Source organism: Staphylococcus felis, from assembly GCF_003012915.1.
Lineage (GTDB): Bacteria > Bacillota > Bacilli > Staphylococcales > Staphylococcaceae > Staphylococcus > Staphylococcus felis.
Genome location: NZ_CP027770.1, coordinates 936,032 through 950,014 on the forward strand (window position 1 = coordinate 936,032; position 13,983 = coordinate 950,014).

Below are 13,983 nucleotides of genomic sequence, written 5' to 3' on the forward strand. Positions count from 1 at the left end.
TTCGGGTGTATTTTGATATGGATTTTATAGTTTAAATTAATGGTTCGGACGTTTATAATATGATGTATGATAATGAAAGGATGGATGACATGTTACACAAAAAGAATGTACGCCATGTCAAAATGTTACATCAGTTTACGTTAACGACAACAATGTTATTAACAGGGGCGCTTGTGTATCATGAGGCTAATGATCATGTGTATGCTGACACAAACCCTGCAGTACAAGAAGGAACGAATCAAACATTAAAGCAACAATTGGAGGAAGCTGAACGTCACATTAATGATTTAAAACATCTAAATACAGATTATAAACAATCATTTTTAGAACTTGCACAGTTACAACATGATTCAAAATCAGGGATCAATTCTATCTTGGATAAGGCCGATCATGCGGATGAATTGGCTCAAGCGTCCGCAACGCAAGAGAACAAAAGACCTATTGTTGATGAGATTGATCAGATGATTGAAAAGTTAAACGAAAAAGTTGATACGTATCAACGGGGGAGCTCAACTGCTAAAACTACATCAAATCATAACACGACTGGGCATGATCATCGCACTGACACAAATACAGATGTAACGAAAATATTAGATGATATTGATTCATTATCGCGCGTAATCGGTAATGAAGGTGAAACGTCTGAATCTCAAGTTGATGAGGCAACAGGAAATACAGAGAATCATGAAGCAACGCAAAACGAAGGGGCTTCATCAGAAGTTGGTGTAGTAGAAGCGTCATCCAAAGATAAATCACACCATACAATGATAGATGATATTTTCAAAACAACTGACGCCTCATCGCAATCATCATTACTGTCTGCTGATCGAACGACTCAAAAAATTGATGATATTGTTAGTGACAATGCCAATCGTCACAGTCGAAATGACAGCTATTACGCATCTAAATCTCAAGCTTTAAAGCAATTGAAAGAGACATTCCAAAAGAATGAAAATGTCAGCGATGCTCAAAAAAAGCAAATTGACCAAAGTGTTCAAAATGTACAATCGCAATTGGATCAGCAAAATAATGCTATTTTAACGCAATTAAGCGAATCAAATCATAAGCGTCAAGCTACTGAAGACGTATTAGGTCAATTGTTTAGTGATGCAGAGTCAAAGAAAATAGCCAATCAAATGGCGATATCAGGACAATCTGATCAACATATAGCTGACCAAATTCAACGTGCGATGGGACAATTACGTGACACGTCAAGTGATACACTACTTGATGGCATGTTAAATAATACGTCAGATCAAAAGCAATTGGTTAAAAGTCTATTAGCATCAAGGTTTGATCGAGGCGATGCGACAGCACTTGCAGATCGGATTATGCAAGACAATCCTACAAATGATGTCATCATAGAGCGATTAAAGCAAAATTTTAATTCAAATGGTCAAGCGACAAGTGATGATATTTTAAATGCATTATTGAATAACACGGATCGCAAAAAAGAAGTGGTAGAAGCGATATTAGGTGCAAAATTGAATCCTGAAAATGCACGTATTCTTGCTGAAGATATCGCAAAAGATATCAAAAATGCGAACGATTTGTTAGGATTAGTACGTGGAGAGCTTAATGATAAAGCCAATCATTTATTAGCATTGCGCCACGAAATCGCACAAGCACGAGAAGATGCCCAAAAACGACTGGATTGGATTGTAGCCCCATTAAAAGGATTGCCAGATTTAAATTTGGATCAAGGATTGAGTGATTTGAAATTACCTTCACCAAGTACAAATGATCGATACCGTCATTTAATGAATAATGGTGGTTCAGGATTAAAAGACAAATTAGGTAGTGGGTTGTTTCAACATGATTTTGCATCTAAACCACATATTGATCCGAATCAATTGATTGGCAAGAACACAAGTGGTGGCATACTCGATGGATTGTTTGATGATAAAGGCAACTTGAGTTTACCTGATACAGGCACAGTCGCAAAACGCGCATTACTACCAGTAGGAATCATGATAATCGCCTTAGGTGCATGTCTCATTTGGAAGTTTCGTAAAAAGCGCAAATAGTTATATAAAGCTAAAAAAAATCCCCGTTTCATCGTTGAAGCGGGGATTGATAGTATATTTATGACTCACCTTGAATATAATCAAGTGTTTTAGCAGATTCTGCATCAATCGTACGATAAGATATGACACCGAGTCCTTTAACGTTTGACTCTGAAATCACAATTGAGCCGTCTTGATTCACTTTTTCTACAAATGCGACATGACCATAATAACGGTCAGCACCCAATTCTCCGGGACTGAAGACAACAACGCTATGCTGACGCGGATGATCTGAAACGCTGTAGCCTTTAACCAATGATGAGTATGTCCAATCTTTGGCATCGCCCATGTCGCCTGCAATATCGAGTCCAAATTGACTCATACGGTGATAGACATACCACGTACATTGCCCAAATGGATAAGGAGATACGCCATGAGGGGAGAACGCCTTAAATGGGCTACCGTCAGCAGTGCGCGTCTCTTTTATATCTTTTGATTTTAATAATGTTGGCATCTTTTTCTGATCAAATCTTTCCAAATCATACGTTTCGATTAGCGATTTGAGTTTTATGTCATAGTTAGGGTCTGTCGCATATGTGCCTACTAATTCAGAAGTTGCGGTGCGATAGCTCACGCTTTGACTTTTCCAAACTGCTTTATAAATATCGGGATTACCATCAATACCATGCTTAATCAAATCCGCATAATCATTCAGTGAAGCCTTCAAATTAGGATACTTTCGGAATGACGCATTAATCTGATACATCGAATGACCGTTAGATTCTAAAGTATCAAAGTTTGACGATTGTCCTTGATAAGCCCCTTTCATCCCAAATAAGTTGTAATTCGGTGCTTGAGATAATGCACTACGACCCGAATCAGACTCTAAAATTGCTTGAGCAATCATGATTGATGCATAAATATCGTGGTCTTGCCCGATGTCATGAGCCTCTTTGGCGATAGAATTGATAAATTGACGTGTAGACTGATTTGGGACCGCTTTGAAGCTTGCATCGTCGTGATTTGCCCCTGTTATCTCTTGGAATAATGTGATCTGACGCAAAGTGTCGGCATCTGTATCGTTTTTGAATGATTGTTTAGGGACTTGGGATGCATCATTTTTATATGTGTCAGTACTTGGGATTTGTGGATTACGAGATGTCTTGTCATTTACAGATGAAGACGATGATTTAGGGTTATCTTGGTATTCATTTTGTGTCTTTTCGGCTTTTTCGCTATATTCATCAAGTAAGGCGTTAATGGTTGCCTCGCTACCGACGGATTCTGTAGAGGATTCACTAGCTTGATCCGATTGCGAAGGTTCTTCTTCGGGTAGTTTTGCGTCGGTTTCTTGATCTGTTGGTGTTTCGTTTGTTGTTTCCTCAGATGATGTTTCCTCTTCATCAGAGGGATTTTGATGAGACTCATCATCTTGAGTCGATTCGGTGCTAGGTGTTTCCTCTGATAATGACTCTTTCGCATTTTCATTTGCTTGAGAGTCAGAACTTGATGGTGCATCTAATTCACCTGATAAAATTGCATTTAAATTGTCAAAAAAGCTACGATCGTCTGGTGTTTCAGATGAAGGACGTGATTCATTCTCTGCTGTATTTGAGTGCTCCTCAGATGACGATTCTGATGGAGTTTGTGATTCATCTGTCACACTTGTCGCTGAATCTGAAGATGATGGTGTCTCAAGAGATGATGATGAATCAGATGAGTCAAACAGGGTATCGAAAAATGACGTATTCGATGATGACTGTGAAGGGACTTTGAATGGCGCAAATACATCAAAGTGATAGGGATATGCATTTTGGTTTGACTCTAATTGATCTTTGGACTTTTCGTCGTTACGTTCAGATGATGTGTCTTCTTTTTTTGAACGTTTTGATTCTGTGTCATCGGAGCGTTCGTTTTGTGTTTCAGATGAAGGTGACGCATCAGTGACTGTACGTGCTTTATGATTCGGTGATTGCGATGAGGATGTCTCAGTCGCTGCTTGCGAAATGTTTGATATAAGTGATGGTAAAAGTAGCGCAGTGGATAAAACTCCAGCAACAATGTATTTTTGATTCAAGATAATCCTCCTTATTTATATGTTAAATTTCGAATGATGTGATCTTTTAAATATGTATAAGCGATGTCGTATATCATACAATTTTAATGTACATAGATGAATTGAATATGGGTTTTCAACAGCGAAGTACAGCTCGACTCAATTGGAGGCATGATTTTGCGCGCTGTTAGGAAAACACTTTTTCAACAACTTGGTGTTTGTTATACTATGTTAGGTTATCCTATAATGTTGATACATATCAACCAAAATGATTTCAAATAGATAGAATAATAAAGTTTTACGATTACAATTCATATGATAAGATATTTTTCAATTGATGTACATCTTTATAAGAATAAATTTTGAGGTGAAAAAAATGAAAAATGCCATCAAGCTCTTTATGATGGATGTGAAAAAAGTTGCTCAAACGCCTGGTGCACTGGTTTTAATTGCAGGGCTGGCTATTTTGCCCTCTTTTTATGCATGGTTTAACTTAGAAGCAACCTGGGATCCTTATTCGAATACGGATCAAATTAAGATTGCCGTTGTGAATGAGGATGAGGGGGATGTTGTCAAAGATAAAAAAATTAATGTTGGGAATAAAATTGAAGAAACATTGAGAAAAGACGACCATTTTGACTGGCGATTTATGAGTCGTGAAAAGGCGGATCAAGATTTGCGTATGGGTAAGTATTACGCAGCTATTTATATTCCTAAGGCGTTTACACATGAAATTACAGGTACGTTACGAAAAGATCCGCAACAAGCTAAAGTGACGTATAAGGTCAATCAAAAATTGAATGCGATTGCGCCTAAAATGACAGATGCTGGTACGAGTGAAATTGTCAAAAAAGCGAATGATAACTTTAATGAAACAGTCACTAAAGTGTTGCTCGATCAAGCAGACCAACTCGGTATTAAATTAGAAGATCAAATTCCAGCTTATGAAAAGATACGGGATGGTGTTTTTGCGGCGGATCAAGCATTACCAAAGATTGAACGTTTCCGCCGAGCGATTATTTATGCAGATGATAATCAAGATAAGATCGATAACTATGCCAATGAATTTAGGAATTTAGAAAATTATAAAGATGAAGCGATTAGTGCGACAGAGCGTCTCAATCAAATTAATGCAAGTATTCCAGCAATTAATGAACGCGCGGAATTGATTGTGGATTTGAACCGATATATGCCCGATATTGAGCGAGCATTGCAGGTCGCAAGTGGTGTGCCAAATCGTTTTCCAGCGATTAATAATGGCGTTGATTTAGCAGTCGCAGGAACGGAAAAAGGATTGCAAGACTTAAATGCGGCGAATGAACGATTACCGCTTGTGAAAGAGCGTCTCAATGCATATGGAGAAGTGATTGATCGTGCGCAATCAACAAATCAAGATATTGCGAACAGCATACAAAATGCACCTACTGACAATCACGTACAAACTACACCTCAAAGTAGTCCATCACATCAATATCAGACGGCACAACTGAGTACGGCAAATGACTCAAATCTTCAGCCACTACCAGATGGCCAAGTGATGTCAGAAGAGGATGCAAATGCGATGACTGCTGCTTATGCTAAAGCACTAACGAGTGTGAATGATACGGCGGCTTCACAAATAGAGGCCACACAATCAGATATTGAAGCTGCTAAGACGTTAAGTTTTGGCATTATGAGTTCAAACCAACCTGATGAGTTCAAACAACCTCTAACACATCTCATTGCGCGAATGAATCATGCGAGTAAGTCTTTGCGTGATTATCGTGACTTTTTATCACAAGTTGAACAAACAGAAGGTATTGACCTTTCAAAAGCGCAACAAAAGCTCAAGAATACGCAAGAGGATCTAACGACTGTGACAAAACGTTTAAACGCACTGAATGATGCTATTGCTGGAGGGAACTCTGGTAAAAGTGAAGCGGCTGATGTCATACATGCACTCAGTGATATTCAAGAGCGCCTTAACTCAGCTCAAACAACAGTTGAGACTGATATACAAAATGCACTGTTGAATGTTTCAGATGCAGTGGGTAAAGCACTGAATAAAGGTGCGACAACGATTGATACTGCGCAGGCGAAATTACAAGACGTTGAACGCATCATTCGAACAGGTCAAAGAGTGTTGACAGAAGGCAATGAACGTTTAACACGTCTAAGAGAAGTATTGCCGTCAATTGAGGCAACGTATGTCGATGCGATGTCAATTGCACAATCAAACTTCCCGAAATTTAAAGAGAATGTCGCACGTGCATCAGATTTTGTCCAAAATGATTTGCCAAAATTAGAGTCGCGTCTCAACAACGCAACAAATACGGTCAATCAAAACTTACCGGAACTCTTTGCAAAATATGATCGCTTACGTGAAATCTTAGATGAAAATCAACCTAGAGCCAAAGCGTCGTTAAGTCAACTAGCGGACTTTGCACGTAACCAAATGCCAAATGTAGAAAAAGATATCCAAAAAGCGAATGATATTTTTACAGAGTTGGATAAAAATAATACGTTACAAGATATGATTGACTTTTTACGTAATGACCTTAAGAAACAAGCAGGTGTCATCGCTAATCCAATAGATATCCAAAAAGAAGACGTCTTCCCAGTTAAGGATTACGGTTCGGCTAGTACACCGTTCTACACGGCACTTGCGATATGGGTTGGCGCACTCCTTTTAGTGAGTTTGTTGACGGTTCATAATAAGCACGAAACACTTAAACCTTACTTAACGATTCGAGAAACATATCTTGGTAAGATGGGTATCTTTTTGACGATGAACATGATACAAGCCTTTATTGTTTCGGTTGGAGATATTGTCATATTAAAAGCATCTGTTGAGTCAGTCCCTTTATTTATTGCATTATGTGTCTACTCAGCGATGATTTTTATGACGATTGTTTACACGTTAGTATCATTACTGGGAAATCCAGGTAAAGCATTAGCCATTATTATTTTAGTGTTACAAATTGCAGGAGGAGGGGGCACGTTCCCTATTGAAGTGACACCAGCATTTTTTCAAGCGATTCATCCATTTTTACCATTCTCATATAGTATCGATGCACTACGTGAAGCTGTAGGAGGACCTGTACCTGAGATATTAACGTACAAAGTACTAACACTTGGACTATTCGGTGTTGGATTCTTTTTACTCGGTATTATCGGTAAGCCTTATATCGGTCCATTAGCTCAAACGCTCGCAGATAAAGCAGAAAAAAGTGATATTTTAGAATAAAAGTCACCATACTATTAAAAAAGAGGGAACATATTCAAGCTGTTAAATGGTCTTTGAATATGTTCCCTTTGTCTATATTAATTGGAGTTATCACTTGTACCGTTCGATTGTGCGGGTGGTGTCTCTAAACTTTGATTCGTTTGTGGTGTGCTTCTTTCAGGAGATGCATCTTGATTATTTGTGTCTTGTGATTGAGACGGTTCGGTTACAGGTTTGGATTCCTCGGTAGACGGCGTATTAGTTTGTTGTGACTCTGATGAACGCTGAATGGGTGTTGACTGTTGTCCTTGTTGAGGAGCGTACTGATTCTGATTGTTCGATGGTACATTAGAACGAGGTGTCGTTTCTTGTGTGGGTGGTGTCTCTACATTGTTCTCTTCAGTAGACGGTCCTTCTTCTGTTTGAGGTTCGTCTTTTTTTGAATTTACAAATGGAATCGTTTCATGGTTGATGGCTAAAACTGTAAAGAAGACAAGCGCTATGACAAGAATGCCAATGATCATTGAAATGAGTGCTTTTTTCATCGTCGCACCCCCTTTGTAAGGTTGTTTATATTGAGTATAGCGATTTTAGAGCAAAATCAAAAGTAAATATCGAATGAACTTATAGAAATGATATGGACTTAAAAAGGGCTGGTCATCAAGCAGTGACGTTTGAAAACGTGTTGTACTTTAGACTCAACCCATGAGGTGATATATACGTTTATTTAGTGAGTATTGGCTTCATTCGGCTGATCCAAATTGCAAATAGATTGCAATCGCTCGCTTAATATCAGCTAACTTGAATTGACCAGTCTGACAAGCAAATTGAAAATACGCTAATATTTCATCGGACGTATGAACATCTTTAGGAAACTTAGCATCCGACTGTATATAGCGAGCCAAATCACCTAATAGAGTATCATCACCAATGTATATTTGCATATAATCATAAAAGCTCAAATAACGTCACCTCATTTACGAGCTAGCAAATATTATAACACAACCCGAAAGAAGAGAGGTGAAAAATAGGGATAAATGCTTCTAAAAAGATTCAAAATATGATGAGATTCTTGAGATAGATATGATATAGTTAGTGTCATAATATAGATATAAGCGGGGGTATATCATGATACAAGCTGAACAAATTTTAGATAAAATGAAAAATCAAAAAATCAATTACGATAAAGTTTTACGCAAAATGATTATGAATTGGGAACGTGAAGGTGAGAGACCTTCTATTTTACTTCACAGTTGTTGTGCGCCATGTAGTACATATACGTTGGAATTTTTAAGCGAATATGCAGATATAGCGATCTATTTTGCAAATCCTAACATCCATCCTAAAAATGAATACTTACGTCGTGCGCGTGTCCAAGAGGAATTTGTAAAAGAATTTAATGAACGAACAGGGAACCACGTCAAATATATTGAAGCTCCATATAAGCCGCACGAATTTATGAAAATGGCCAAATCACGTGGGCTGACAGAAGAGCCAGAAGGTGGCGCAAGATGCTCAGCTTGTTTTGGGATGCGTCTTGAAATGGTAGCTGAAGCTGCAGTTGAATTCGGTTACGATTATTTTGGAAGTGCGATTACTTTATCACCAAAGAAAAATGCACAGCTCATCAATGAGATTGGTCTTGATGTGCAACAACTTTATGATGTGAAATATTTACCGAGTGACTTTAAGAAAAATAAAGGATACGAACGTTCAATTACAATGTGTAATGACTATAATATTTTCCGACAATGTTATTGTGGGTGTGTTTTCGCTGCGCAACAACAAGGTATTGACTTTAAGACGATTAATCAACAAGCAAAAGCTTTTCTAGATCAATTGGAGAGTACAAAATCCCAGAACGTATAATTAGGTTCGCCTAACAAAATTATGCTAAAATAGCTTTGTATTTTTGACAATGAAATAGAAAGAAGGCGTTTGAAGTATGAAGTTGAAGCATGCATTAGCAGTAGTTGCAACGAGTTCGGTCGTTTTAGCGAGTTGTGGGACGCAATCGTCATCAAATGATAAAGTGTTGGATATAGAGTTACCTCTTAAGACGACATCGATTGCGCCGTATGAGACAGATGTTCCTGTAGAAGCGGGTGCAATGGAATCTTTATTTAAAGTCACTGATAAAGGTAACGTAGAGCCATTTCTTGTGAAAAGTTACGAACAAGTGACACCACAACAATTAGATATGACGATCAAAGACGATGTCACATTTCAAAATGGAGAAAGACTCACAGGGGAAAAGGTCAAACAAAGTTTAGAATATGCACTTAAGCATAGTGACCTTGTCAAAGCGACGTTACCTATTCAAAGCATCCAAGCAGATGGTCAGAAAGTGACGATTAAAACGTCTGAGCCCTATCCAGAATTAGCATCAGAATTAGCAAGTCCTTTTGCTGCAATTTTTGATGCAAAAGCTAAAGGTAATATCGACGCTAAGCCTGTTGGAACGGGACCGTATCAAATTAAAGATTACAAACGATCTCAAAAGATTGAGTTGAGTCGATTTGATGATTATTGGCAAGGGCGACCTAAACTTGATGGTGTGAATGTGACATATCAGGAAGATGGAGAGACACGTGTAAGTCATCTGAAGTCAGGTAAAGCAGACTTGATTACCAATGTCCCTGTGACAAGTGTCAATCAATTGAAAAAAGATACAAAGACAAAAGTATCAAGTGTACCAGGATATCGCACGCAAATGATCGTTTATAATCAAGACAGTGACAAAATGTCGAAAGATGTGCGTGAAGCATTAGATTTGATAATCGATCGCGAAAGTATTGCGAAAGAAATCTCAAAAGGACATGCTAGACCTGCTACTGGCCCATTTAATGATACTTTGGATTTTGTAAAGCATCAGTCCGTGCCAAAACAAGATATTGCAAAAGCCAAGCAATTAATAGAATCACTGGGTTATACCAAAGACAAGCCACTCAAAATTCAACTTGCTACTTATGAAGGGCGTCCAGAACTACCTAAAATTGCACAAGTGATCCAATCGGATGCTAAAAAAGCACACATTAATATTGAGATACGAAATGTAGACGATATTGAAGGATACTTAGCAGACCGCTCACAATGGGATGCAACGATGTATAGCTTTGGTACAATTCCACGTGGTGATGCAGGATACTTCTTTAATCAAGCGTACCACCCAGATGGTGCTGTCAATAAAGGTGATTATCACAATCAAAATGTGACAAAAATGATTGAGCAACTGAACAAAACAGTAGATCGTAAAGAGCGTGAGAGACTCTCTAATGAGATTGTTCGTGAAGCTGCTAAAGATACGCCGAATAGTTATATTACTTACAATGATACAATTGATGGATTGAACCGTAATGTTTCTAACTTTAAAGCGACACCAGAAGGCATATATTTAATAGATTATAAAGTTGAGATAAAAGATGCGGATTAAGCAATTGCTGATGTCGCTTATTCAAATGATGGTCGTGTTGTGGATACTCTCGACCATCACTTTTATTTTAATGAAGTTGACACCTGGAGACCCTGTCAATGCGATATTACATGTCGGGGAATCTAATGTGTCTCAAACATCTATTAATGAAACTAAAGAAGCATTAGGTCTCAATCAATCTATCTTTCAACAATATTTTGAATGGCTGGCTCAAATTGTAAGGCTTGATTTTGGCACAAGCTATCAAACAGGAGAGCCTGTGATTCAGGAGTTATTATTTTATACGCCTCCAACACTTACAATAGCAGGATTAACGGTTATATGTGTGTTGATAGTGGCTTTACCGCTCGGTGTGATAGCAGCCTTTCATTATCAAAAATCATTAGATCGTATGATTCGTGTAGGGACTTCTATGACAGTAAGTATTCCCTCATTCTTTTTAGGGATTATACTGATTTATGTTTTTGCGACACGGCTCAATGTGTTGCCATCATCGGGGTTTGACTCACCTTTTCATATAGTGCTACCTGTAATTGCAATGAGTGTTGGAATGAGTGCGTATTATGTTCGACTCATGCGATCAAATGTTATTGATTTATATCAGAGTCGAGAAGTTGAAGCTTCAAGGTTACGAGGAATGTCAGAGCGTTATATTTTCTTATATGATGTGCTTAAGCCATCTCTCGTGCCAGTCGTGACAATATTAGGGATGTCAGTGGGCAGTTTAATCGGAGGCACAGTCGTGATTGAAAATTTATTTGGTATACCAGGTGTGGGACAGTTTCTTGTCGATAGTATTCGTGCACGTGATTACCCTGTGATTCAAGGGGTTGTTTTGATGATTGGCTTATTTGTAATGGTAGCCAATTTTCTGAGTGATATGCTCATCTTATGGCTTGACCCTAAGCAGCGCTATCAGAATCACCGAAAGAATAAAGCAAAGATCAAAACACCTGATCGCGAGGTGACGTTATGACACAGATAAAGCGTATTCCTTGGCTTGTTTGGGTGTGTATCGGATATATAGTGTGTATTGTTCTTGCCCAATTTGGGGTGTCTGAAGGACGTGCATTTGAAGTGCATTTAGGTGATACATTATTGCCAATCAGTGCTGAACATTGGTTAGGTACAGATGATTACGGAAGAGACTTGTTTTCACGTATCGTCATGGGTGCGCGTGATACATTGCTTGTGAGTTTATTAACACTTCTCGTCACTGTTCTCATCGGAGTGCCTATCGGTTTAGTAGCAGGCTATTTCAAAGGATATATAGATCGCATGATTATGCGCATAGTTGATATCGGTCTAAGTATTCCAGAGTTTGTTTTGATGATTGCGATGGCTAGCTTTTTAAAGCCAAGTATTTGGAATTTAGTAATCGCGATGACACTTTTGCGATGGATGACATATGCGCGTATGACTCGTACGATTGCTGGGGGTGTCCGTGACATGGACTACATTCGAATGGCTAAAATGTTCAAAGTACCGACACCTATCATTATGATTCGTCATGTTGTACCACATATTTTGCCATCGCTTCTCGTTATAATGACTGTTGATTTTGGCAAGATTATTTTATATATATCCTCGCTATCATTTTTAGGACTAGGTGCACAACCCCCATCACCAGAGTGGGGCGCAATGCTGAATGCAGGACGTAGCTTTATGACAACACATCCTGTCATGTTAATTGCGCCAGCTGTGATGATTACAGTGACCATTTTGATATTCCAACTAACAGGCGATACATTGCGCGATCATTTTATGAAAGAGGGGCGTGAGCTTCATGAATAAGCTACTTGAGATACAAGACTTAACTGTCCGTCATGTGTCTCATACACTTGTTGACCATATTCATCTCAATCTTTATGAAGAAAAGGTTAATGTTTTGATTGGTGAAAGTGGTTCTGGCAAAAGTATGACAGCTAAAGCGATATTGAATGCGGTGCCAAAAGGGATTGATGTAACGATGGATAGTATGATATTCAAAGGTGAAAGGGTACAGTCAATCCAATCTCACCTTGGTCGAAATATTGGTTATATCTCACAAGATTATACACATAGTTTTAATGCGCATATGACTATCGGGAAGCAACTAATTGCGATTTATCGGCAGCATTTTAACGTATCTAAGGCAGAAGCTTACCAAAAAGTGTTACGTGCACTAAAATGGGTAGACTTGCATCATATTGATATGATGAAGCGTTATCGTTTTTCATTGTCAGGAGGTCAGCTTGAACGAGTGCTTATAGCGAGCGTGATGATGTTAAATCCCTCATTGATTATTGCGGATGAACCGACAGCATCACTTGATGTCGTAACGGGACATCATATTATGTCATTGTTGCAGCATTTAGCAGATGCGCATGGGGTGACGTTGTTCATCATTACACATAATCTGTCACACGTCCAACGATTTAGTGACTACATCAATGTGATGAGAGAAGGACGCATGATTGATCAAGGGACAAAAGCGTATTTTGAAAATAATCATGTCAGTGCATATACGAAGCAACTCTTTCAACGTCGAAGTCAGCTCAAACGTGGTGATTATCATGCTTAAAGTTGAAGCGGTAGGTTTTTCTTATGGACAGAATCTCATATTAAATCAAATCACCTTTGATGTTATGCCTGGGGAAATTGTCGGTATTGTCGGTATAAGTGGTTCAGGTAAATCAACATTAGGCCGTTTGATTTTACAAGAAATGGCACCTAACCAAGGACGAATAGCGTCTACATACGAATCAGTACTTCCTATTTTTCAACATGCGACGTATGCATTTAATCCAAAGTTAACGATACAAGCTTCGTTAAATGAGGCTGCTCAGTATCAACAGCAAACAGAAAAAGAGATCAAAGCTTATCGTGATGAGTTGATGAGTCAAATGGAATTACCCAAACATCTTTTATCGCATTACCCGAGTGATGTCAGTGGTGGGCAGCTTCAACGGTTTAATGTCATACGGACGTTAATGTTAAAACCGGACCTACTTATTTGTGATGAAGTGACAGCCAATTTAGACGTTGTTGCAGAAGCTAAAATGGCGCATCAATTAAAACGTTATGCAGAAGAAGCGGGTAAAGCAATGATTATCATTTCGCATGATATTGCTTTTTTGCAAGGCATTGTCAATCGCATCATCGTCTTGCATGAAGGGCAGTTGGTAGATGACTTCCCGATTTCAGAGTTGTTTGAGACGTCAAGACATCCAGCAACACAAGATTTGTTACGAATTTATACAGATATGATGTCGGTATAATGGTTGCGCTACGTTGGCATCAT

Annotated in this window: 11 protein-coding genes; 8 read left to right on the top strand and 3 right to left on the bottom strand. The window is 38.5% G+C overall.

What is annotated here, in order from left to right; genetic code table 11:
* Nucleotides 1-89 precede the first annotated feature (89 nt).
* Nucleotides 90-2,027, top strand: a complete 1,938-nt coding sequence (locus tag C7J90_RS04420; protein ID WP_103208527.1) for a hypothetical protein — start codon at nt 90-92, stop codon at nt 2,025-2,027.
* Nucleotides 2,028-2,085: 58 nt separating this feature from the next.
* On the opposite strand, the gene C7J90_RS04425 is transcribed toward C7J90_RS04420, so the two are convergent.
* On the bottom strand, nt 2,086-4,083 hold the full coding sequence (locus tag C7J90_RS04425; protein ID WP_103208526.1) for a glucosaminidase domain-containing protein: 1,998 nt from the start codon (nt 4,081-4,083) through the stop codon (nt 2,086-2,088).
* Between the two features lie 355 nt (nt 4,084-4,438).
* Between C7J90_RS04425 and C7J90_RS04430 the strand changes: the two genes are divergently transcribed.
* The gene (locus tag C7J90_RS04430) at nt 4,439-7,288 is read left to right on the top strand and encodes a YhgE/Pip domain-containing protein (RefSeq protein WP_103208524.1); all 2,850 of its coding nucleotides are present in this window, start codon (nt 4,439-4,441) and stop codon (nt 7,286-7,288) included.
* 77 nt (nt 7,289-7,365) lie between these two features.
* Here C7J90_RS04430 and C7J90_RS04435 read toward each other — a convergent pair whose 3' ends face one another.
* Together C7J90_RS04435 and C7J90_RS04440 are read right to left on the bottom strand one after the other, a co-directional pair.
* A complete protein-coding gene (locus C7J90_RS04435; RefSeq protein WP_103208522.1) occupies nt 7,366-7,812 on the bottom strand; it encodes a hypothetical protein in 447 nt (148 codons plus the stop codon).
* A gap of 198 nt (nt 7,813-8,010) precedes the next feature.
* On the bottom strand, nt 8,011-8,229 hold the full coding sequence (locus C7J90_RS04440) for a YozE family protein (protein WP_103208519.1): 219 nt from the start codon (nt 8,227-8,229) through the stop codon (nt 8,011-8,013).
* Nucleotides 8,230-8,395: 166 nt separating this feature from the next.
* Between C7J90_RS04440 and C7J90_RS04445 the strand changes: the two genes are divergently transcribed.
* The 6 genes from C7J90_RS04445 (at nt 8,396) to C7J90_RS04470 (ending at nt 13,960) form a co-directional block, all read left to right on the top strand.
* Entirely contained in the window at nt 8,396-9,136 is a 741-nt protein-coding gene (locus C7J90_RS04445) for an epoxyqueuosine reductase QueH (RefSeq protein WP_103208518.1), read from the top strand.
* A 76-nt stretch (nt 9,137-9,212) separates the two neighbouring features.
* Nucleotides 9,213-10,700, top strand: a complete 1,488-nt coding sequence (nikA, locus tag C7J90_RS04450) for a nickel ABC transporter substrate-binding protein (RefSeq protein ID WP_103208516.1) — start codon at nt 9,213-9,215, stop codon at nt 10,698-10,700.
* On the top strand, nt 10,690-11,676 hold the full coding sequence (gene nikB / locus C7J90_RS04455; protein ID WP_103208514.1) for a nickel ABC transporter permease: 987 nt from the start codon (nt 10,690-10,692) through the stop codon (nt 11,674-11,676). Before nikA ends, nikB begins: the two co-directional genes overlap by 11 nt.
* Nucleotides 11,673-12,494, top strand: a complete 822-nt coding sequence (gene nikC / locus C7J90_RS04460) for a nickel transporter permease (protein WP_103208512.1) — start codon at nt 11,673-11,675, stop codon at nt 12,492-12,494. The genes nikB and nikC overlap by 4 nt, the downstream gene beginning before the upstream one ends.
* Nucleotides 12,487-13,263, top strand: a complete 777-nt coding sequence (locus tag C7J90_RS04465) for an ATP-binding cassette domain-containing protein (RefSeq protein WP_103208510.1) — start codon at nt 12,487-12,489, stop codon at nt 13,261-13,263. Before nikC ends, C7J90_RS04465 begins: the two co-directional genes overlap by 8 nt.
* Nucleotides 13,256-13,960 (top strand): ABC transporter ATP-binding protein, encoded by a 705-nt coding sequence (locus C7J90_RS04470; protein ID WP_103208508.1) that lies wholly within the window; start codon nt 13,256-13,258, stop codon nt 13,958-13,960. The genes C7J90_RS04465 and C7J90_RS04470 overlap by 8 nt, the downstream gene beginning before the upstream one ends.
* The last annotated feature ends 23 nt before the right edge of the window (nt 13,961-13,983 follow it).

Bases quoted from the DNA above. Each gene is read 5' to 3' on its own strand.
- C7J90_RS04420 (WP_103208527.1), top strand. From the start codon at position 90: ATGTTACACAAAAAGAATGTACGCCATGTCAAAATGTTACATCAGTTT.
- C7J90_RS04430 (WP_103208524.1), top strand. From the start codon at position 4,439: ATGAAAAATGCCATCAAGCTCTTTATGATGGATGTGAAAAAAGTTGCT.
- C7J90_RS04435 (WP_103208522.1), bottom strand. From the start codon at position 7,812: ATGAAAAAAGCACTCATTTCAATGATCATTGGCATTCTTGTCATAGCG.
- C7J90_RS04445 (WP_103208518.1), top strand. From the start codon at position 8,396: ATGATACAAGCTGAACAAATTTTAGATAAAATGAAAAATCAAAAAATC.
- nikA (WP_103208516.1), top strand. From the start codon at position 9,213: ATGAAGTTGAAGCATGCATTAGCAGTAGTTGCAACGAGTTCGGTCGTT.
- nikB (WP_103208514.1), top strand. From the start codon at position 10,690: ATGCGGATTAAGCAATTGCTGATGTCGCTTATTCAAATGATGGTCGTG.
- nikC (WP_103208512.1), top strand. From the start codon at position 11,673: ATGACACAGATAAAGCGTATTCCTTGGCTTGTTTGGGTGTGTATCGGA.
- C7J90_RS04465 (WP_103208510.1), top strand. From the start codon at position 12,487: ATGAATAAGCTACTTGAGATACAAGACTTAACTGTCCGTCATGTGTCT.
- C7J90_RS04470 (WP_103208508.1), top strand. From the start codon at position 13,256: ATGCTTAAAGTTGAAGCGGTAGGTTTTTCTTATGGACAGAATCTCATA.